Source organism: Rivibacter subsaxonicus (assembly GCF_004217215.1).
GTDB lineage: Bacteria > Pseudomonadota > Gammaproteobacteria > Burkholderiales > Burkholderiaceae_C > Rivibacter > Rivibacter subsaxonicus.
Window position 1 is genome coordinate 257,850 of record NZ_SHKP01000007.1, and the last position, 18,705, is coordinate 276,554.

24 protein-coding genes are annotated in these 18,705 nt (G+C 68.3%); 21 read left to right on the forward strand and 3 right to left on the reverse strand.

Going from position 1 to position 18,705, the window contains the following annotated elements; genetic code table 11:
* Nucleotides 1-99: 99 nt before the first annotated feature.
* Entirely contained in the window at nt 100-1,587 is a 1,488-nt protein-coding gene (locus tag EV670_RS14445) for a wax ester/triacylglycerol synthase family O-acyltransferase (RefSeq protein ID WP_242616982.1), read from the forward strand.
* 52 nt (nt 1,588-1,639) lie between these two features.
* On the opposite strand, the gene EV670_RS14450 is transcribed toward EV670_RS14445, so the two are convergent.
* Nucleotides 1,640-2,413 (reverse strand): tetratricopeptide repeat protein, encoded by a 774-nt coding sequence (locus EV670_RS14450; protein WP_130433310.1) that lies wholly within the window; start codon nt 2,411-2,413, stop codon nt 1,640-1,642.
* A 47-nt stretch (nt 2,414-2,460) separates the two neighbouring features.
* Nucleotides 2,461-3,171 carry a TetR/AcrR family transcriptional regulator gene (locus EV670_RS14455; RefSeq protein ID WP_130433312.1) on the reverse strand — a complete coding sequence of 237 codons (711 nt, stop codon included), beginning with the start codon at nt 3,169-3,171 and terminating at the stop codon, nt 2,461-2,463.
* A 101-nt stretch (nt 3,172-3,272) separates the two neighbouring features.
* On the opposite strand from EV670_RS14455, the gene EV670_RS14460 reads away from it, so the two are divergent.
* The 19 genes from EV670_RS14460 (at nt 3,273) to tatC (ending at nt 16,730) form a co-directional block, all read left to right on the forward strand.
* A complete protein-coding gene (locus EV670_RS14460; protein ID WP_130433314.1) occupies nt 3,273-4,241 on the forward strand; it encodes an ABC transporter ATP-binding protein in 969 nt (322 codons plus the stop codon).
* Nucleotides 4,242-4,296: 55 nt separating this feature from the next.
* Nucleotides 4,297-5,052, forward strand: coding sequence for an ABC transporter permease (locus EV670_RS14465; protein WP_130433815.1), 756 nt, complete (start codon nt 4,297-4,299; stop codon nt 5,050-5,052).
* A gap of 163 nt (nt 5,053-5,215) precedes the next feature.
* Complete coding sequence (locus EV670_RS14470; protein ID WP_130433316.1) at nt 5,216-5,677, forward strand: cupin domain-containing protein; 462 nt, start codon at nt 5,216-5,218, stop codon at nt 5,675-5,677.
* Between the two features lie 116 nt (nt 5,678-5,793).
* Nucleotides 5,794-6,084 carry a BolA family protein gene (locus EV670_RS14475; protein WP_130433318.1) on the forward strand — a complete coding sequence of 97 codons (291 nt, stop codon included), beginning with the start codon at nt 5,794-5,796 and terminating at the stop codon, nt 6,082-6,084.
* Between the two features lie 126 nt (nt 6,085-6,210).
* Nucleotides 6,211-7,491: a UDP-N-acetylglucosamine 1-carboxyvinyltransferase gene (murA, locus tag EV670_RS14480; protein WP_130433320.1), complete on the forward strand. Its 1,281-nt coding sequence runs from the start codon at nt 6,211-6,213 to the stop codon at nt 7,489-7,491.
* Nucleotides 7,488-8,156, forward strand: coding sequence for an ATP phosphoribosyltransferase (hisG, locus tag EV670_RS14485; RefSeq protein ID WP_130433322.1), 669 nt, complete (start codon nt 7,488-7,490; stop codon nt 8,154-8,156). The genes murA and hisG overlap by 4 nt, the downstream gene beginning before the upstream one ends.
* A gap of 7 nt (nt 8,157-8,163) precedes the next feature.
* The gene (gene hisD / locus EV670_RS14490) at nt 8,164-9,492 is read left to right on the forward strand and encodes a histidinol dehydrogenase (protein ID WP_130433324.1); all 1,329 of its coding nucleotides are present in this window, start codon (nt 8,164-8,166) and stop codon (nt 9,490-9,492) included.
* Nucleotides 9,489-10,577 (forward strand): histidinol-phosphate transaminase, encoded by a 1,089-nt coding sequence (gene hisC, locus EV670_RS14495; RefSeq protein WP_130433326.1) that lies wholly within the window; start codon nt 9,489-9,491, stop codon nt 10,575-10,577. Before hisD ends, hisC begins: the two co-directional genes overlap by 4 nt.
* Nucleotides 10,574-11,170 carry an imidazoleglycerol-phosphate dehydratase HisB gene (gene hisB / locus EV670_RS14500; protein WP_130433328.1) on the forward strand — a complete coding sequence of 199 codons (597 nt, stop codon included), beginning with the start codon at nt 10,574-10,576 and terminating at the stop codon, nt 11,168-11,170. The genes hisC and hisB overlap by 4 nt, the downstream gene beginning before the upstream one ends.
* Before the next feature lie 22 nt (nt 11,171-11,192).
* The gene (hisH, locus tag EV670_RS14505) at nt 11,193-11,858 is read left to right on the forward strand and encodes an imidazole glycerol phosphate synthase subunit HisH (protein ID WP_130433330.1); all 666 of its coding nucleotides are present in this window, start codon (nt 11,193-11,195) and stop codon (nt 11,856-11,858) included.
* 66 nt (nt 11,859-11,924) lie between these two features.
* Nucleotides 11,925-12,671, forward strand: coding sequence for a 1-(5-phosphoribosyl)-5-[(5-phosphoribosylamino)methylideneamino]imidazole-4-carboxamide isomerase (hisA, locus tag EV670_RS14510; protein ID WP_130433332.1), 747 nt, complete (start codon nt 11,925-11,927; stop codon nt 12,669-12,671).
* Nucleotides 12,672-12,687: 16 nt separating this feature from the next.
* Complete coding sequence (gene hisF, locus EV670_RS14515; protein ID WP_130433334.1) at nt 12,688-13,449, forward strand: imidazole glycerol phosphate synthase subunit HisF; 762 nt, start codon at nt 12,688-12,690, stop codon at nt 13,447-13,449.
* A gap of 19 nt (nt 13,450-13,468) precedes the next feature.
* Nucleotides 13,469-13,858, forward strand: coding sequence for a phosphoribosyl-AMP cyclohydrolase (hisI, locus tag EV670_RS14520; protein ID WP_130433336.1), 390 nt, complete (start codon nt 13,469-13,471; stop codon nt 13,856-13,858).
* On the forward strand, nt 13,855-14,223 hold the full coding sequence (locus EV670_RS14525; RefSeq protein WP_130433338.1) for a phosphoribosyl-ATP diphosphatase: 369 nt from the start codon (nt 13,855-13,857) through the stop codon (nt 14,221-14,223). The genes hisI and EV670_RS14525 overlap by 4 nt, the downstream gene beginning before the upstream one ends.
* Entirely contained in the window at nt 14,220-14,606 is a 387-nt protein-coding gene (locus tag EV670_RS14530; RefSeq protein ID WP_165393329.1) for a DUF4870 family protein, read from the forward strand. The genes EV670_RS14525 and EV670_RS14530 overlap by 4 nt, the downstream gene beginning before the upstream one ends.
* Complete coding sequence (locus tag EV670_RS14535) at nt 14,606-14,959, forward strand: histidine triad nucleotide-binding protein (protein WP_130433340.1); 354 nt, start codon at nt 14,606-14,608, stop codon at nt 14,957-14,959. The genes EV670_RS14530 and EV670_RS14535 overlap by 1 nt, the downstream gene beginning before the upstream one ends.
* A gap of 128 nt (nt 14,960-15,087) precedes the next feature.
* A complete protein-coding gene (gene tatA, locus EV670_RS14540; protein WP_130433342.1) occupies nt 15,088-15,342 on the forward strand; it encodes a Sec-independent protein translocase subunit TatA in 255 nt (84 codons plus the stop codon).
* Between the two features lie 64 nt (nt 15,343-15,406).
* On the forward strand, nt 15,407-15,886 hold the full coding sequence (gene tatB, locus EV670_RS14545; protein WP_130433344.1) for a Sec-independent protein translocase protein TatB: 480 nt from the start codon (nt 15,407-15,409) through the stop codon (nt 15,884-15,886).
* 46 nt (nt 15,887-15,932) lie between these two features.
* Nucleotides 15,933-16,730 (forward strand): twin-arginine translocase subunit TatC, encoded by a 798-nt coding sequence (gene tatC, locus EV670_RS14550; RefSeq protein ID WP_130433346.1) that lies wholly within the window; start codon nt 15,933-15,935, stop codon nt 16,728-16,730.
* A gap of 15 nt (nt 16,731-16,745) precedes the next feature.
* Here the strand turns inward: tatC and EV670_RS14555 are convergent, their stop codons facing one another.
* Entirely contained in the window at nt 16,746-17,921 is a 1,176-nt protein-coding gene (locus EV670_RS14555) for a S1C family serine protease (RefSeq protein ID WP_130433348.1), read from the reverse strand.
* 29 nt (nt 17,922-17,950) lie between these two features.
* On the opposite strand from EV670_RS14555, the gene EV670_RS14560 reads away from it, so the two are divergent.
* Nucleotides 17,951-18,700 (forward strand): Nif3-like dinuclear metal center hexameric protein, encoded by a 750-nt coding sequence (locus tag EV670_RS14560; protein WP_130433350.1) that lies wholly within the window; start codon nt 17,951-17,953, stop codon nt 18,698-18,700.
* The last annotated feature ends 5 nt before the right edge of the window (nt 18,701-18,705 follow it).

Below are 18,705 nucleotides of genomic sequence, written 5' to 3' on the forward strand. Positions count from 1 at the left end.
CGAAACTCTCCTCGGGCTGGATGAAAATGCTCTTGACGCCGCGGATGTTAGCCGCGAGCGTGCGGGCAGCACAGAGACCAACAACGAGGAGACAAGTCCATGCTCAACAGCCCCGAGGACGTGGCGCTGCCGCCGGGTGCGCAGCGCATGTCGCGTGTGGACACCGCGTGGCTGCGCATGGACACGCCTCAGAACCTGATGATGATCGTCGGTGTCTGGCGGCTCGAGCCCGGCATCACGCTGGCCGCGCTCCAGCAGCGCGTGCAGGAGCGGCTGCTCAAGTTCGGCCGCTTCTCGCAGCGCGTGCAGGAAGACGCCATGGGCGCGACCTGGCTGCCCGACGAGGACTTCAGCCTCGACCATCACGTGGTGGCCGAAAAGCTCGTGCGCAAGCGCGGCCAGGGTGCGCGCCAGGCACTTGAGGCGCGTGTCGGCGAACTGGCCGCGACGCCGCTCGACCCGGCGCGGCCGCTGTGGCAGTTCCACCTGATCGAGGACCATCCGGGCGAGGATGGCAGTCCGGGCAGCGCGATGATCGCTCGCGTCCACCATTGCATCGGTGACGGCATCGCGCTGATCTCGGTGATGATGTCGATCACCGATGGTGGCCCCTTGCCGCCGGCCCGCGCGCGCAAGGCGCGCGCCGAGCAGGCCGCCGAGAACGAGGCCAGCGGCGACTGGCTGGCAGAGGCGGTGCTGCGGCCGATGACCGACCTGACGATCAAGGCGATCGGCATGACCGGCAGCGGCGTCAGCAAGTCGGTCGAGTTGCTGGCCAATCCGCAGGCGCCGCTGGCCGGATCGCTCGAGATGGCCCGTGTTGCCGCCCAGGTGGTGAGCGACGTGGCCGCACTTGCGCTGATGGCCGACGACTCGCCGACCCGCCTCAAGGGCAAGCCTGGCACCACCAAGCGCGTGGCCTGGTGCGACCCGATCCCGCTCGACGAGGTCAAGGCGATCGGCAAGGCCCTGGGCTGCAGCATCAACGATGTGTTGCTGGCCTGTGCCTCGGGCGCGATCGGCGGCTACCTCGAGGATCGCGGCGAGGCCGTCGCCGGCAAGGAGATCCGTGCGATGGTGCCGGTCAACCTGCGCCCGATCGAGAAGGCGCATGAACTCGGCAACCACTTCGGCCTGGTGCCGCTGGTGCTGCCGATCGGCGTGGCCAATCCGGTCGCGCGGGTGTTCGCGGTGCGCGCGCGCATGGCCGAACTCAAGGGCAGCTACCAGCCGATGCTGGCCTTCGCCGTGCTGGCGGTGGCCGGTCTGATGATCCGCCCGGTGCAGCATGCGCTGCTTGGCCTGTTCGCCAAGAAGGCGACCGCGGTGATGACCAACGTGCCGGGCCCGGCGACGAAGTTGAAGTTCTGCGGCTCGACGCTGACACAGACGATGTTCTGGGTGCCGCAGAGCGGCGACATCGGCATGGGCGTGAGCATCCTCAGCTACGGCGGCGGCGTGCAGTTCGGCCTCATCACCGACAGCCTGCTCTGCCCCGACCCCGAAAAGATCATCGATCGCTTCGCGCCGGAGTTCGAGAAGCTGCTGATGACGATGATGATGTTGCCGTGGGGCGAGGACGGCTGAGCTTCATGGCCGGCGCAGCCTCACGCAGTCAGCCGACGCCGCTGCAGGAGACTCAGTCCTCCAACTCCGCCTTCGCCATCTCCACATCCAGCCGTTCCATCGCATCGGCCGGCTCGCAGGCAGCGGCCTGGGCGTAGAGCTTCTCGGCGTCCTTCATCTTCTTGTCGCCTTCGAGCATCACCAGCCCGTTGGCGTACTCGACCATCGCGATCGCGCTCGCCGGGTTGAGCTTGAGCGCGGCCTGGAACATCTTCAGCCCGGTCGCGGCATCGGCACCCTGGGTGCGGCCGAGCAGCTTGCCGACCTTGTCGATCACCTCGGCGTGAAAGGCGCCGAGCGCGATGTGGGCGTCGGCGTGCTTGGGCGAGAGCTTGATCGTGGTCTCGAGCGCGTTCTTGACCTTGCTGCCCAGGCCCTGCGCCAGCGCCTTGGCCACGCTGATGCCCTGGCTGTAGCGGCCGATCGAGTAGGCCAGCCAGTAGTGGGCGTTGGCGTTCTTCGGGTCCTCGGCGATCTGGGCCTCGGCGCGCTGCGCCACTTCGAGGAACAGCTCGAGCTTTGTCTTCTCGCTCTTCTCGAGGTAGTTGGCGTAGATGGCCTGTGCCTTGTTGGCGGCGGTGATGCCGGCGCCACCGGCCTGGAGCCCGGCGTCGACCGCCTTCTTGAAGTCGCCCGCGTGGAACAGCGCCCAGGCCTCGAGCACGGCCGCGTCCTTGGGCAGCGGCTCGGCGTCGCCGGCGTGCAGTCGTGCCCAGTGCTTCTTCAGCGTGGCGGCGTCATGCTCGTAGTCGGCGTTCTCGTAGGGAAAGGGGCTCCACTTGGCCATGTCGTCTCCTGTCGTTTGTTGGTTTGCGGGTCGTTGCCACGCATTGATCAGTTGATCGCCCCCGGCACGGTCGATGCCGCCGGCTGCTGCTGGTACTGGCTGACCAGCTTGAACAGGTGCTCGCGATGGTGCGGCTCGAGGTAGGGCATCAGCAGGCTCAGCAGGTGGTAGGCGCCGCGCATCAGCGCCGCGCCGGCGCTCTCGGGCTCGAGCGCGCGCCGCGGGTCCTTGACGTACTCGTAGCTGAGCCAGTAGGTCAGCAGCACCACCATCGCGGTCGCGGTGGCTTCGGCCTCGCGATCACCGAGCTTGCGCGCGCCGAAGGCGCCGTTGCGTGCCAGGCGGTCGAGCACCGTCTTGACCGCTTCCTGCTTGTGCTTCAGCACGAACTGGAAATGGGTCTCCAGCCGGCGATTCTTGCTGAGCAGGTCGTTGAGGTCGCGGTACAGAAAGCGGTACTGCCAGATCAGCTCGAAGAACATGTGGAAGAACAGCCAGGCGTCCTCCACGTTGCTGATGTTGTCGGCCGCCCGCAGCAGCTCGTTGAGCTTCTTCTCGTAGCGGTCGAACAGGCTGTTGATCAGCTCGTCCTTGGCCGGGTAGTGGTAGTAGAGGTTGCCGGGGCTGATGTTCAGCTCGGCCGAGATCAGCGTGGTGCTGACATTGGGCTCGCCGAAGCGGTTGAACAGGTCGAGCGTCACTTCGAGGATGCGCTCCGCCGTCCGGCGAGGTTCCTTCTTTGGGGGCCGTTGGCTCATCTGGTTGTGCTCCGGGGCTGGGTCGGCAATCTAGCACCTTGGGCGCGCAGCGCCCATCCGGCGGGCGTGGCCGACGCCGCTTTCTACAATGCGGCCAGACCATGCCCTCATCCCCTCAAGAACAACAGGCGACGCCGGCGGTGCGCTTCGATGCCGTCGCCAAGACCTACCGCCGCGGAGGCGGCTCCGAAGTCAGGGCGCTGACCGGCGTCAGCTTCGACATCCAGCCCGGCGAGTTTTTCGGCCTGCTCGGCCCCAACGGCGCCGGCAAGACCACGCTGATCAGCATCCTGGCCGGCCTGTCGCGCGCCAGTTCCGGCCGGGTCAGCGTGCTCGGCCATGACGTGGTCGACGATTACGCGGCGGCCCGCAAGTGCCTCGGCATCGTGCCGCAGGAACTGGTGTTCGACCCCTTCTTCTCGGTGCGCGAGACGCTGAAGATCCAGAGCGGCTACTTCGGCGTGAGGAACAACGAGGCCTGGATCGACGAGCTGCTGCACGAGCTTGGCCTGGCCGACAAGGCCAACGCCAACATGCGCCAGCTCTCGGGCGGCATGAAGCGGCGGGTGCTGGTGGCGCAGGCGCTGGTGCACCGGCCGCCGGTGATCGTGCTCGACGAGCCGACTGCCGGCGTCGACGTCGAACTGCGCCAGACGCTGTGGGCCTTCATCGCGCGCCTCAACAAGCAGGGCCACACGGTGCTGCTGACCACCCACTACCTCGAGGAAGCCGAAGCGCTGTGCGGCCGCATCGCGATGCTCAAGCAGGGCGAGGTGGTCGCGCTCGCGCGCACTGCCAACCTGCTGGCCGGCACCCCGCACCAGATGCTGCGTTTCAAGACCGACGACGCGTTGCCGCCCGAACTGGCGTCGCAGGCACGGGTGACCGGGCGCATCGTGCAGCTCGCGGCACATGGCGCCGGCGAGGTCGAGCGGTTGCTGGCGCGCCTGCGCGAGGCGCGGGTGCGGGTCGAGGACCTGGAGATCGGTCGCGCCGACCTCGAGGACGTGTTCCTCGACATCATGCGCGGCGGCGCGCCGGCCTCGGTGCCGCTGGAGGCGGCGGCATGAGCGCACTCGACGAGCAAGCGCCGGAGGCCGCGGCGTGAGCGGCGGCACCGTCGTGCTGGCCGGCTGGCGGCCGCTGTTTCGCAAGGAGCTGCTGCGCTTCTGGAAGGTCAGCTTCCAGACCGTGGCCGCGCCGATCCTGACCGCGGTGCTGTACCTGCTGATCTTCGGCCACGTGCTCGAGGAGCATGTGCAGGTCTTCCCCGGCGTCGGCTACACCGCCTTCCTGATCCCGGGCCTGGTGATGATGAGCGTGCTACAGAACGCCTTCGCCAACAGCAGCAGTTCGCTGATCCAGAGCAAGATCACCGGCAACCTGGTGTTCCTGCTGGTGACGCCGCTGTCGCACTGGGCCTGGTTCGTGGCCTATGTCGGCGCCTCGGTCGTGCGCGGGCTGGTGGTCGGGGCGGGCGTGCTGCTGGTCACCGTCTGGTTCGCGCCGTCGGCGATGGCGGCTCCGTGGTGGGCGCTGGCCTTCGCCGTGCTCGGCGCCGCGCTGATGGGCGCGCTCGGCCTGGTGGCCGGGCTGTGGGCCGAGAAGTTCGACCAGATCGCCGCCTTCCAGAACTTCATCGTGATGCCGATGACCTTCCTGTCGGGCGTCTTCTACTCGGTGAAATCGCTGCCGCCCTTCTGGCAGGCGGTGAGTCACCTGAACCCCTTCTTCTACATCGTCGACGGCTTCCGGGCCGGGTTCTTCGGGGTCAGCGACGTTTCGCCGTGGCTCAGCCTGGGCGTGGTGGCGACCAGCCTGGTCGTCGTGTCGGCCTTGACGCTGGCGCTGCTCAAGAGCGGCTACAAGTTGCGCTCCTAGAAGGCCCCGACGCGCCGCCCGGCGTGGCCCGGCCCGGGAACGAAGACCCGGTCATCTGCTGCTACAGGGTTCGCCCGTCCATCATGCGGGGGATGACTGGTGCGGGTGCTTCGCACAAGCTGCGCGACTTGTCCAACTCACCGAACGGGAAGGAGTCCGAGCCATGAAGAGAGTGCTGTCGTTCCTTGCGTCTGTGGTCGTGGCGATGCCGCTTGCGCTCGCGCAGGAGATGAACTTCTACGCGCCGGCCGACGTGCAGTGGAAGCCTGGTCCCGGGTCGTTGCCAGCCGGCGCCAAGTTCGCGGTGCTGAACGGAGACCCGACGAAGGAAGGCCCCTTCGTGATGCGTCTGTGGCTGCCGGACGGTTTCAAGATCCAGCCGCATACCCACCCGCAGGTCGAGCGCATCACGGTCATCTCGGGGACCTTCAATCTGGGCATGGGCGACAAGTTCGACCAGGCGGCCACCCGCGAGATGCCCACCGGAGCCTTCGGCTACTGGCCCGCCGGGATGCAGCACTTTGCCTGGGCGCGCGGTGACACCGTGCTGCAACTGCACGGCGTGGGGCCCTGGACGATCACCTACGTCAACCCCGCGGACGATCCGCGCAACGCCAAGAAGTAGTCAGCGCGGACTTTTAGCCAGGTCGCGCGAGCGACCTGGCTGCAACTGCAGGGCCTCGCCGCCTTGCCATGGACAGCGCGGAGCGCGGGCCGATGGCCTGCTTCTAGAATCCGTGCATGGCCGACCCGACCCCCCAGGAAGTGCAGGACTTCATCGCCCGCGGGCTCGATTGCGAGCACCTGAGCGTGGAGGGCGATGGCCGCCATTTCTTCGCCACCATCGTCTCGGCCGAGTTCGAGGGCGCCAGCCGCGTGGCGCGCCATCAGCGGGTCTACCGGGCGCTCGGCGATAGAATGCGCGAACAGATTCACGCTCTCTCGATGAAAACGCTCACCCCGACCGAGTTCGCCGCCGCTGCAAGCGCCGCCGGCACGGCCGTGTCCGCTGCTCATCACCACCACCACTGAACCCGGCCGCAGCTTGTAGCGCGGCCCGGTGAGGTACGCAGCAATCAGGCGCGTGATGTCCTCCCGGGTTTGTGAAGCAAGGCTGCGGCAGCTCCCGCAGCCTTTTTTCTTTCAGCTTCACGAACCATGGACAAGCTCATCATCCGCGGTGGCCGGCGCCTCGCCGGCGAGGTGCCGATCTCCGGCGCCAAGAATGCGGCGCTGCCCGAGTTGTGCGCGGCGCTGCTGAGCGCCGAGCCGCTGGTGCTGCACAACGTGCCGCGCCTGCAGGACGTGGGCACCACGCTCAAGCTGCTGCGCAACATGGGCGCGACTGCCGACTGGCTCGGCGAACGCGACACGCCGGCCGGCAACCAGGTGCGCATCGATGGCGGCGCCGTCACCAACCCCGAAGCGCCCTACGAGCTGGTCAAGACCATGCGCGCGTCGATCCTGGTGCTGGGGCCCCTGCTGGCGCGCTTCGGCAAGGCCAAGGTCTCGCTGCCGGGCGGCTGCGCGATCGGCTCGCGGCCGGTCGACCAGCACATCAAGGGCCTGCAGGCGATGGGCGCGCAGATCGAGGTCGAGCACGGCTACATCGTTGCCAATGCACCCCAGGGCCTGAAGGGCGCGCGCATCAGCACCGACATGGTGACGGTGACCGGCACCGAGAACCTGCTGATGGCGGCCACGCTGGCGCATGGTGAGACGGTGCTTGAGAACGCCGCGCAGGAGCCCGAGATCCCCGACCTGGCCGAGTTGCTGATCGCGATGGGCGCAAGGATCGAGGGCCATGGCAGCAGCCGCATCCGGATCGAGGGCGTGGATCGGCTGCACGCGCCCAGGACGCCGCACCGCATCGTCGCCGACCGCATCGAGGCCGGTACCTTCCTCTGCGCGGTGGCCGCCACCGGTGGCGAGGTGGTGCTGCGCGGCGCCCGCGCCGACCACCTCGACGCGGTGATCGACAAGCTGCGCGAGGCCGGCGTGACGATCGAGGCCGGCGACGGCTTCATCCGCGTCAGCGCCAACGGCAGGCCGAAGGCGGTGGGCTTTCGCACCAGCGAGTACCCGGCCTTCCCGACCGACATGCAGGCCCAGTTGATGGCCGTGAACTGCATCGCCGAGGGCAGCGCGGTGATCAACGAGACGATCTTCGAGAACCGCTTCATGCACGTCAACGAGATGGTGCGGCTGGGCGCGAAGATCGAGGTCGAGGGCAAGACCGCGGTGGTCACCGGGGTCGAGCGGCTGTCGGGTGCCAGCGTGATGGCGACCGACCTGCGCGCCTCGGCCAGCCTGGTGATCGCCGGCATGGTGGCCGAGGGCGAAACGCTGATCGACCGCATCTACCACCTCGACCGCGGCTACGACCGGATGGAGGCGAAGCTGAGGGCGCTCGGCGCCGACATCGAGCGCGTGTCATGAGCGAGGGCCTGACGCTTGCGCTTTCGAAGGGCCGTATCTTCGACGAGACCCTGCCGCTCCTGAAGGCGGCTGGAGTCGAGGTGCTCGACGACCCGGAATCCTCGCGCAAGCTGATCCTGGACACCAACCGGCCCGGGCTGCGCGTGGTGCTGGTGCGTGCGAGCGACGTGCCGACCTACGTGCAGTTCGGCGGCGCCGACCTCGGCGTGGCCGGGCTCGACATCCTGCTCGAGCATGGCAGCGAATGGGGCAGCAGCGGCCTCTACCAGCCGCTGGACCTGCGCATCGCGCGTTGCCGCATGAGCGTGGCGGCGCGCGAGGACTTCGACTACGCCTCGGCGGTGCGCCAGGGTTCGCGCATCCGCGTCGCCACCAAGTACCTCAGCGTGGCGCGTCAGCACTTTGCCGACAAGGGCGTGCACGTCGACCTGATCAAGCTCTACGGCTCGATGGAACTGGCGCCGCTGACCGGCCTGGCCGACGCGATCGTCGACCTGGTGTCGAGCGGCAACACGCTGCGTGCCAACCAGCTGGTCGAGGTCGAGCAGATCATGCCGATCAGCTCCCGGCTGGTGGTCAACCCGGCCGCGCTCAAGCTCAAGCGCGAGCCGATCCGCGCCCTGGTCGACGCCTTCGCGTCCGCGATTTCCAGCAAGGAAGAGTGAAGCTCCCATGATCGTCGCCATCGCCGTTCTCGACACCTCGAACGCCGACTTCGAAGCCGCCTTCCAGCGCAAGCTGCATTGGTCGGCCGAGACCGACCATGCGATCGAGGAGCGGGTCGCGGCGATCGTCGCCGACGTGCGTGCGCGGGGCGACGCGGCGGTGCTGGAGTACACGGCGCGCTTCGATGGTGTCGATGCCGCGTCGGTCGCCGCGCTGGAGATTGGCGCCGATGAGTTGCGTGCCGCGCTCGAGACCATCACGCCGGCCCAGCGCCGCGCGCTCGAGGCCGCTGCGGCTCGCGTGCGCAGCTATCACCAGCGCCAGTTGGAAGCCTGCGGCCGCAGTTGGTCCTACCGCGACGAGGATGGCTCGCTGCTCGGCCAGAAGGTCACGCCGCTCGACCGCGTCGGCATCTACGTGCCGGGCGGCAAGGCGGCCTACCCGTCGAGCGTGCTGATGAACGCTGTTCCCGCGCAGGTGGCGGGCGTCGGCGAGATCGTGATGGTGGTGCCGACGCCGCGCGGAGAGAAGAACGCCCTCGTGCTGGCAGCAGCCAGCATCGCCGGCGCGCACCGCGTGTTCACGGTCGGCGGCGCGCAGGCGGTGGCCGCGCTGGCCTACGGCACCGCGACGATCCCGCGCGTCGACAAGATCACCGGCCCCGGCAACGCCTATGTGGCCAGCGCCAAGCGGCGCGTGTTCGGCCAGGTCGGCATCGACATGATCGCCGGGCCGAGCGAGATCCTGGTGCTGGCCGACGGCTCGACGCCACCCGACTGGGTCGCGATGGACCTGTTCAGCCAGGCCGAGCACGACGAGCTGGCGCAGAGCATCCTGCTCTGTCCCGACGCGGCCTACATCGAGGCGGTGCGGGCGGCGATCGATCGCCTGTTGCCCGCAATGCCGCGCGCGGCCGTGATCCGTGCCTCGCTCGAAGGCCGTGGCGCGCTGATCCGCACGCGTTCGATGGAAGAGGCCTGCGAGATCAGCAACCGCATCGCACCGGAGCACCTCGAGGTGAGTTCGCGCGAGCCCGGCCGCTGGGAGCCGCTGCTGCGCCACGCCGGCGCGATCTTCCTCGGTGCCTATACCAGCGAGAGCCTGGGCGACTACTGCGCCGGCCCGAACCACGTGTTGCCGACCAGCGGTACCGCGCGCTTCTCGTCACCGCTTGGCGTCTACGACTTCCAGAAGCGCAGCAGCCTGATCGAGGTCAGCGAGGCCGGTGCCCAGGTGCTGGGCCCGATCGCCGCCGAGCTGGCCTACGGCGAGGGCTTGCAGGCGCATGCGCGCGCGGCCGAGATGCGGCTCAAGCGTGAAGGCGAAGTGCAATGAGTGATCTGGCGACCCGCATCCTCGCCACCGTGCGCCAGGACGTGCAGTCGATGCACGGCTATGCGATCCAGCCAAGCGCCGGCCTGGTCAAGCTCGACGCGATGGAGAACCCGTTCCGGCTGCCGGCCGAGCTGCAGTGTGAACTCGGCGAGCGGCTCGGCCGCGTCGCCATCAACCGCTACCCGACGAGTTGCGTGGCCGAGGTCATCGCCGCGCTCGGCACGCACATCGGCCTGCCGGCCGGCTGCAAGCTGATGCTCGGCAACGGCTCCGACGAGCTGATCTCGCTGCTCGCGCTGGCCTGCGACCGGCCAGGCAACAGCATCCTCGCGCCGCTGCCCGGCTTCGTGATGTATGAGATGTCGGCCCGGCTGCAGGGACTGCCCTTCGTCGGCGTGCCGCTGACTGCCGATTTCGAGCTCGATGCCGAGGCGATGCTCGCCGCGATCGAGCAACACCGGCCGGCGATCACCTATCTGGCCTATCCGAACAACCCCACCGCCAACCTCTGGGACGACGCGGCGATAGCGCGCATCGTTGGCGCGGTGGCGGCACAGGGCAGCGGCCTGGTCGTCATCGACGAGGCCTATCAGCCCTTTGCCTCGCGCAGCTGGCTGCCGCGGCTGGCGCAGCATCCGCAGCTGCTGGTGATGCGCACGCTCAGCAAGTTCGGACTGGCCGGCGTGCGCCTGGGCTACCTGGTCGGGGCGGTGGCGCTGATCGACGAGATCGACAAGGTGCGCCCGCCGTACAACATCAGCGCGCTCAATGCCGAGGCGACGCTGTTCGCACTGGAACACGCCGACGAGTACGCGCGCCAGGCCGTGCTGCTGAAGGCCGAGCGCGCGCGCCTTCAGTCGGCGTTGAAGGCGACGCCGGGCGCCCAGCCCTTTCCGAGCGAAGCCAACATGATCCTGGTGCGGGTGCCCGACGCGAAGCGCGCCTTCGCCGGCCTCAAGGCGCGCGGCGTGCTGGTCAAGAATGTCGAGGGCCTGCACCCGCTGCTGGCCAACTGCCTGCGTCTGACCGTGGGCACGCCCGAAGAGAACACCCTGTTGATCGACGCCATGAAGGAGTCACTGTGAGTACCGCCCGCATCGCCGAAGTCCAGCGCAACACCAAGGAAACGCAGATCCGCGTGCGCGTCAATCTCGACGGCACCGGCGTCGCCAAGTTCGAGACCGGCATCGGCTTCTTCGACCACATGCTCGACCAGATCGCCCGCCACGGGCTGATCGACCTCGACATCCACGCGGTCGGCGACCTGCACATCGACGGTCATCACACGGTCGAAGACGTCGGCATCACGCTCGGCCAGGCGGTGGCCAAGGCGGTCGGCGACAAGGCCGGCATCCGCCGCTACGGCCATGCCTACGTACCGCTCGACGAGGCGCTGAGCCGGGTCGTGATCGACTTTTCCGGCCGTCCCGGCCTGCACATGGACGTGCCGTTCAAGGCCGCCTCGATCGGCGGCTTCGACACCCAGCTCGCCTACGAGTTCTTCCAGGGCTTTGCCAACCACGCCCAGGTCACGCTGCACATCGACAACCTCAAGGGCGACAACGCGCACCACCAGTGCGAGACGGTGTTCAAGGCCTTTGCCCGCGCGATGCGCTTCGCGCTCGAGGTCGATCCGCGCTCGATCGGCGTGATCCCGTCGACCAAGGGCAGCCTCTGATCCGCCGGGCCGGAACGTAGCGATGAGAACCGTCGCCGTCATCGACTACGGCATGGGCAATCTGCGCTCGGTGTCGCAGGCGGTGCGTGCCGTCGCCGCCGACCAGGGCGTGGAGGTGATCGTCACCGCCGACCCCGCCGTGGTGCGTGCCGCCGAGCGCGTGGTGCTGCCGGGCCAGGGCGCGATGCGCGACTGCATGCGCGAACTGCGCGAGGCGCACGGCGGCGAACTGCTCGGCGCTGTGCTCGAGGCCGCCTCAGCCAAGCCGCTGATGGGCGTCTGCGTCGGCATGCAGATGCTGCTCGAGCACAGCGAGGAGCAGGACACGCCGGGCCTGGGCCTGATCCCGGGCCGCGTGCAGCGCTTTCGCCTCGAGGGGCAACTGCAGCCCGACGGCAGCCGCTACAAGGTGCCGCAGATGGGCTGGAACCGCGTGTTCCAGGTGCCGCACGAGGGCGCCGTGCACCCGGTCTGGGCCGGTGTGCCTGACGGTTCGTTCTTCTACTTCGTGCACAGTTTCTACGCGGCGCCGTCGCGGCCCGAACACAGTGCGGGCATGACCGAGTACGGCGCACGCTTTACCAGCGCGGTGGCGCGCGATAACATTTTTGCCACCCAGTTCCACCCTGAAAAGAGCGCTTCGCACGGCCTGGCCCTGTACCGCAACTTCCTGAACTGGCGTCCCTGAGGCGCAGCGCGCGCTGCCTGCTGCATCGCCCGCGCCACGCACCCTCCCCCATCCTCCAAGCCAGCCATGCTGCTGATCCCGGCGATCGACCTCAAAGACGGTCGTTGCGTGCGCCTCAAACAGGGCGACATGAACGACTCCACCACCTTCGGCGAGGACCCGGCGGCGATGGCGCGCCGCTGGCTGGACGCCGGCGCGCGCCGACTGCACCTGGTCGACCTCAACGGCGCCTTCGCCGGCAAGCCGATCAACGAGGCGGCGATCAAGGCGATCCTGGCCGAGGTCGGCAGCGAGATTCCGGTCCAGCTCGGCGGCGGCATCCGCGACCTCGACACCATCGAGCGCTACCTCGACGACGGCCTTTCCTACGTGATCATCGGCACCGCCGCGGTCAAGAGTCCGGGTTTCGTGCGCGACGCCTGCATCGCCTTTGGCGGCCACATCATCGTCGGCCTCGACGCCAAGGACGGCAAGGTCGCAACCGACGGCTGGAGCAAGCTCACCGGACACGAGGTCGCCGACCTCGGCAAGAAGTTCGAGGACTACGGCGTGGAGGCCGTGGTCTACACCGACATCGGCCGCGACGGCATGCTCTCAGGCATCAACGTCGACGCCACCGTCAAGCTGGCGCAGGCGCTGAGCATCCCGGTGATCGCCTCCGGCGGCCTGGGCAGCATGGCCGACATCGAGGCGCTGTGCGCGGTCGAGGGCGAGGGCGTCGAGGGCGTGATCTGCGGACGCGCGATCTACACCGGCGATCTCGACTTCGCGAGCGCGCAGCGGCGCGCCGACGAACTCAACGGCGCGGGCTGAAGCAGGAAGCCTCCAGGTGCTGGCCAAGCGCATCATTCCCTGCCTCGATGTCACCGGCGGCCGGGTCGTCAAGGGCGTCAACTTCGTCGAGCTGCGCGATGCCGGCGATCCGGTCGAGATCGCGGCGCGCTACAACGAGCAGGGCGCCGACGAGCTGACCTTCCTCGACATCACGGCCACCAGCGATGGCCGTGACCTGATCCTGCACATCATCGAGGCGGTCGCCTCGCAGGTCTTCATCCCGCTCACTGTCGGCGGCGGCGTGCGGGCCGTCGAGGACGTGCGGCGCCTGCTCAACGCCGGTGCCGACAAGGTCAGCTTCAACTCGGCGGCGGTGGCCGACCCGGAGCTGATCCGGGCGGCCTCCGACAAGTACGGCGCGCAGTGCATCGTCGTGGCCATCGATGCCAAGGCGCGCGCCGATGGTTCGGGCTGGGAGGTCTACACCCACGGTGGTCGCAAGAACACCGGCCTCGACGCGGTGGCTTGGGCACGGCGCATGGCCGAGCTCGGCGCCGGCGAGATCCTGCTGACCAGCATGGACCGCGATGGCACCAAGAGCGGCTTCGACCTGGCGCTGACGCGGGCGGTGAGCGACGCGGTACCGGTGCCGGTGATCGCCTCCGGCGGCGTCGGCTCGCTCGACGACCTGGCCGACGGCATCACGCTCGGCGGCGCCGACGCGGTGCTCGCGGCCAGCATCTTTCACTACGGCGAGCACACGGTGGCCGAGGCCAAGGCACTGATGGCGGCACGCGGCATCCCGGTGCGAACCTGAGCCCGCCTACACTGAAACCATGAACTGGCTCGACGAAATCAAATGGGACGCCGCCGGCCTGGTGCCGGTGATTGCCCAGGAGCGCGACAGCAAGGACGTGCTGATGGTCGCGTGGATGAACCGCGAGGCACTGGCGGCCACCGCCGAGCGCGGCCAGGCGGTCTACTGGAGCCGTTCGCGCAACCGACTCTGGCACAAGGGCGAAGAGAGCGGCCACTTCCAGCAGGTGCATTCGATGCGGCTCGATTGCGACAACGACGTGCTGCTGCTCGAGGTCAGCCAGCTCGGCCATGAGCCGGGCATCGCCTGTCATACCGGCCGCCACAGCTGCTTCTTCCAGAAGCTCGAGGCGGGCCAATGGCGCGCGGTGGAGCCGGTGCTGCAGGATCCGGAGCGCATCTACAAATGAGCCAGAACCCAGCCAACGGGAGCCTCGACACGCTCGAGCGGCTGGCCGACGTCATCGATCAGCGCCGTGCCGGCGACCCCGACAAGAGCTACGTGGCGCGCCTGTTCCAGAAGGGCGGCGACGCGATCCTCAAGAAGGTCGGCGAGGAAGCGACCGAACTGGTGATGGCGGCCAAGGATGCCGATCGCCAGAAGATCGTCTACGAGACGGCCGACCTCTGGTTCCACTCGATGCTCGCGCTGGCTCAGCACGGCATCCGGCCGGCCGAGGTGCTGGCCGAACTGGAACGGCGCGAGGGACTGAGCGGACTCGAGGAGTTCGCGCTGCGCAAGCTCAAGCTTCGAGAAGAAGGAGGAACGCCATGAACGAGATCGTCACCCCGGCCGCCGATCCGGCGCCACAAGCTTCAGCACCGGCGGTCGACCCGGTCAAGCTGGCCCAGATCAAGCAGCTGACGCTGATCACCTACATCCTCTATGCGGTCAGCGCCTTCGTCGGTGTCACCGGGATCGTCGCGATCATCATCAACTACGTGAAGCGCGACGACACCGCCGGCACCATCTACGCCAGTCACTTCACCTGGCAGATCCGCACCTTCTGGTGGAGTCTGCTGTGGTTCGTGCTCGGCATTGCCACGATGATCATCGGCATCGGCTTCCTGGTCCTCCTGGCGGACGCGATCTGGGTGATCTACCGCATCGTCAAGGGCTTCCTGAACTTCAACGAAGACAAGCCGATGGAGGTCTGATGAGCGCTTCTTCAGATCCCAACTGCATCTTCTGCAAGATCGCTGCCGGCCAGATCCCGGCCCGGAAGGTCTTCGAGGACGAGCACCTGATCGCCTTCCACGACATCAACCCGTGGGCGCCGGTGCATGTGCTGATCGTTCCCAGGCAGCACATCGTCTCGCTGGCCGAGGTCGGCGAGGAGCACGCCGAGCTGATGGGCCGGATGATGGTGCTGGCGCCGCGGCTGATGCGCGAGTTGGGCGTCAGCAACGGTTTTCGCACGCTGATCAACACCGGCAAGGACGGCCTGCAGGAGGTGATGCACCTGCACATGCACGTGATCGGCGGGCCGCGGCCCTGGGCGAAAGGCTAGCCGCAGGTCGCCCTTTCGCGACGCCGTTCACTGAACCAAGGCCCGCGACACGGGTCCGACATGGCGTCGCACCTAAAATCACCGTTTTCGCTGTCGGCCGCTGGCCGAGGCGTCGTCAGGAGAATTCAATGGGATCGTTCAGCATCTGGCACTGGCTCATCGTGCTGGTCATCGTCGTGCTGGTCTTCGGCACCAAGAAGCTCAAGAACATCGGCTCCGACCTCGGTGGCGCGGTCAAGGGCTTCAAGGACGGCATCAAGGACGGTGCCGCCTCGGTCGACGCCGCGGCCGCACCGGCGGCGCCGGCGCAACAGGTGAGCAACGCCACCGCCAAGGCTGCCGATGCCAATACCGTCGACGTCGAAGCGCGGACCAAGTCCTGAGCTACCGCTGCGGCGTCACTGATCCGGGCTGCGGCAGCCAGCGCTGCCGGCACCCGGCTCGACCATGATCGACTTCGGATTCGACAAGATCGCGCTGATCGGCGCCGTGGCGCTGATCGTCATCGGCCCTGAGCGGCTGCCCAAGGTCGCCCGTACCGTCGGTCACCTGATGGGCAAGGCGCAGCGCTACGTGGCCGACGTCAAGGCCGAGGTCAACCGCTCGATCGAGCTCGAAGAGCTCAAGAAGATGAAGACCGAGTTCGAGGATGCGGCACGCAACGTCGAGCAGACGGTCTCCAACGAGATCCACCAGACCACCGGCGAGCTGAACCAGGCCTGGGACGAACTCGGGCACCAGGCCCAAAGCTACGGCGCCGGCGACGCGCTGGCCGAGCCGCCGCTCGGCTACAAGCCGCCCAAGAAGAACTGGCGCGTCAAGCGTGCCGCGGTGCCACAGTGGTATCGCCAGCGCGCTGGCGTTCGGGCGCACGCACAGTCGGGCGCGGCACGGGTGGCGCGCTTCAGGCCGCCGAAACCGCGCTGACGCGTCCTGCGCCGCTTCGCGGTCCTCAAACATCTATCCTGTGGCCGTGAGTTCCCCCGATCCCAAAGACGAGCTCGAAGGCAGCGAACAGCCCTTCGTCACGCACCTGGTCGAGTTGCGCGACCGGCTGATCCGCGCCGTGGTGGCGGTCGGCGTCGCCTTCGCGATCCTGGCCATCTGGCCCGGCCCGTCGGCGCTCTACGACCTGCTGGCCGCGCCGCTGGTGGCCAACCTGCCGCAGGGCACCACGCTGATCGCGACCAACGTGATCTCGCCGTTCCTGGTGCCGTTGAAGATCACGCTGATGGCGGCCTTCATGCTGGCGCTGCCGTTCGTGCTCTACCAGGTCTGGGCCTTCGTCGCGCCCGGCCTCTACAGCCACGAGAAGCGGCTGGTGGTGCCGCTGGTGGTCTCGAGCACGCTGCTGTTCCTGCTCGGCGTGGCGTTCAGCTACTTCTTCGTGTTCGGTCAGGTCTTCAAAGCGATCCAGAGCGTGGCGCCGAAGAGCATCACCGCCGCGCCCGACATCGAGGCCTACCTCGGCTTCGTGCTCAACATGTTCATCGCCTTCGGCCTCGCTTTCGAGGTGCCGGTGGCGGTGGTGGTGCTGGTGCGCATGGGCGTGTTCAGCGTCGAGCAGCTGAAGGCGTGGCGCGGCTACTTCATCGTGATCGCAGCGATCGCCTCGGCCGTGGTGACGCCGCCGGACATCATCTCGATGGTCGCGCTGCTGCTGCCGATGATCATCCTCTACGAGCTGGGCATCCTCGCCGCCGGCGTGTTCGTGCGGCACACCAAGGCACCGGACGAGGCCGCCGGGGAGCGGCCGGGCAGCGGCAGCTAAGCCGGGCCGCGAGGCTCAGCGCTCGGCGGTGGCGCGTGGCCGCTGCGCGACGCGGATCTTCAGTTCCATCTGCTGCTTGCCGCGCAAGACCTGCAGTGCCGCCTCCGAACGCGGCTTGAGCGCGGCCACCGCCGCCAGCAGCTGCGCGGTGTTGGCGACCCGGGTCTCGGCGACGCGGACCACCACGTCGCCCGGACGCAGCCCGCCCTCGCTGGCCGGGCCGCCCTGCAGCACGCCGGTGATCAGCACGCCCTGGCTGGTCGGCAGGTTGAAGTTCTCGGCCATCTCGGGCGTCAATTCGCGCGGCTCGACGCCGATCCAGCCGCGGGTGACGACGCCGTCGCGGATCAGGCTGTCCATCACCTGCTTGGCGGTGGCCGAGGGGATCGCGAAGCCGATGCCGAGGTTGCCGCCGGAGCGCGAGTAGATCGCGGTGCTGATGCCCATCAGCGCGCCGGTGGCGTCGACCAGCGCGCCGCCGGAGTTGCCGGGGTTGATCGCGGCATCGGTCTGGATGAAGTTCTCGAAGGTGTTGATGCCGAGCTGGTTGCGGCCGAGCGCCGAGACGATCCCGGAAGTGACGGTCTGGCCGACGCCGAAGGGGTTGCCGATCGCCAGCACCAGGTCGCCGACCTGCAGCGTCTCGGAGTTGCCGAAGTTGATGACCGGCAGCGCGTCGAGCTTGATGCGCAGCACCGCCAGATCGGACTCGGGGTCGGTGCCGACCACCTCGGCACGGGTGCGGCGGCCGTCGGCGAGCGCGACCTCGATGCCGTCCATGCCCTCGACCACGTGGTTGTTGGTGAGCAGGTAGCCCTCGGCGCTGACGATCACGCCCGAGCCCATGCCGGAGGGCGGCGGGCTGTCGCGGTCGCCGAAGAAGAAGCGCGACCAGGGCTCGCCGGCGTGCGGATTCTTCTGCGCCAGCAGCTTGCTGGTGACGATGCTGACCACCGCCGGCGAGGCGCGCCGCGCGGCCTGCGAGAAGCCGATGTTGGAGGCCGCCGCGCCGCTGTTGAGAACCGCCGGCTGAACCGCGCCGACCCCGGGCACCGGCATGGCCGGCAGGGTGGCCGGCGCGCCGACGGGCTCGCTGCGCGACAGCCAGTCCGGCCGCAGCGTGGCGACCACGAAGAGCATTGCCAGCCCGATGGTGACCGCTTGCGAGAAAATGAGCCAGATCTTGCGCATCGTCGCTTCAAACCAGACCGGGAGATACCGTGACCAGCCGCGAAGAACTCGAGAGCTACCTGAAGAGCCTGCTGGAGGTGGACCGGTTCAAGGATTATGGGCCGAACGGTCTTCAGGTCGAGGGCAAGCCCGAGATTCGCAAGCTCGTCAGCGGGGTCACTGCCAGCAAGGCGCTGATCGAGGCCGCGATCGCCGCGGGCGCCGACGCGCTGCTGGTCCACCATGGCCTGTTCTGGCGCGGCCACGACGGCCGCCTGACCGGCTGGCTGAAGGCGCGCGTGGCGCTGCTGCTCGAGCATGGCATCAACCTCTACGCCTACCACCTGCCGCTCGACGCTCATCCGGAACATGGCAACAACGCGCAGTTCGGTGCGCGCCTGAAGCTGGCGGTCGATGGCCGCTTCGGCGAGCAGGAACTCGGCTTCCTCGGCCGGCCGGCGCAGCCGCTGACGGCGGCCGCACTGGCGGCGCTGCTGCAGTTCCGGCTCAATCGCGCGCCGCTGATGGTCGAGGGCGACGGCCGCCCGATCCAGCGCGTGGCCTGGTGCACCGGCGGCGCCCAGGGCTACTTCGAGGCAGCGATCGCTGCCGGCGCCGACGCCTTCCTGACCGGCGAGATCTCGGAGCCACAAGCGCACCTGGCGCGCGAGACCGGCGTCGCCTTCTATGCCGTCGGCCACCACGCGAGCGAGCGCTACGGCGCGCCCGCCGTGGCTGCTCACGCGGCGCAGCTGTTCGGGCTCGAGCACCGCTTCATCGAGATCGACAACCCGGCGTGAAGCGC

Coding starts and splice junctions, on each gene's coding strand:
- EV670_RS14445 (WP_242616982.1), top strand. CDS start 100: ATGCTCAACAGCCCCGAGGACGTGGCGCTGCCGCCGGGTGCGCAGCGC.
- EV670_RS14450 (WP_130433310.1), bottom strand. CDS start 2,413: ATGGCCAAGTGGAGCCCCTTTCCCTACGAGAACGCCGACTACGAGCAT.
- EV670_RS14455 (WP_130433312.1), bottom strand. CDS start 3,171: ATGAGCCAACGGCCCCCAAAGAAGGAACCTCGCCGGACGGCGGAGCGC.
- EV670_RS14460 (WP_130433314.1), top strand. CDS start 3,273: ATGCCCTCATCCCCTCAAGAACAACAGGCGACGCCGGCGGTGCGCTTC.
- EV670_RS14470 (WP_130433316.1), top strand. CDS start 5,216: ATGAAGAGAGTGCTGTCGTTCCTTGCGTCTGTGGTCGTGGCGATGCCG.
- EV670_RS14475 (WP_130433318.1), top strand. CDS start 5,794: ATGGCCGACCCGACCCCCCAGGAAGTGCAGGACTTCATCGCCCGCGGG.
- murA (WP_130433320.1), top strand. CDS start 6,211: ATGGACAAGCTCATCATCCGCGGTGGCCGGCGCCTCGCCGGCGAGGTG.
- hisG (WP_130433322.1), top strand. CDS start 7,488: ATGAGCGAGGGCCTGACGCTTGCGCTTTCGAAGGGCCGTATCTTCGAC.
- hisD (WP_130433324.1), top strand. CDS start 8,164: ATGATCGTCGCCATCGCCGTTCTCGACACCTCGAACGCCGACTTCGAA.
- hisC (WP_130433326.1), top strand. CDS start 9,489: ATGAGTGATCTGGCGACCCGCATCCTCGCCACCGTGCGCCAGGACGTG.
- hisH (WP_130433330.1), top strand. CDS start 11,193: ATGAGAACCGTCGCCGTCATCGACTACGGCATGGGCAATCTGCGCTCG.
- hisA (WP_130433332.1), top strand. CDS start 11,925: ATGCTGCTGATCCCGGCGATCGACCTCAAAGACGGTCGTTGCGTGCGC.
- hisI (WP_130433336.1), top strand. CDS start 13,469: ATGAACTGGCTCGACGAAATCAAATGGGACGCCGCCGGCCTGGTGCCG.
- EV670_RS14525 (WP_130433338.1), top strand. CDS start 13,855: ATGAGCCAGAACCCAGCCAACGGGAGCCTCGACACGCTCGAGCGGCTG.
- EV670_RS14530 (WP_165393329.1), top strand. CDS start 14,220: ATGAACGAGATCGTCACCCCGGCCGCCGATCCGGCGCCACAAGCTTCA.
- EV670_RS14535 (WP_130433340.1), top strand. CDS start 14,606: ATGAGCGCTTCTTCAGATCCCAACTGCATCTTCTGCAAGATCGCTGCC.
- tatA (WP_130433342.1), top strand. CDS start 15,088: ATGGGATCGTTCAGCATCTGGCACTGGCTCATCGTGCTGGTCATCGTC.
- tatB (WP_130433344.1), top strand. CDS start 15,407: ATGATCGACTTCGGATTCGACAAGATCGCGCTGATCGGCGCCGTGGCG.
- EV670_RS14555 (WP_130433348.1), bottom strand. CDS start 17,921: ATGCGCAAGATCTGGCTCATTTTCTCGCAAGCGGTCACCATCGGGCTG.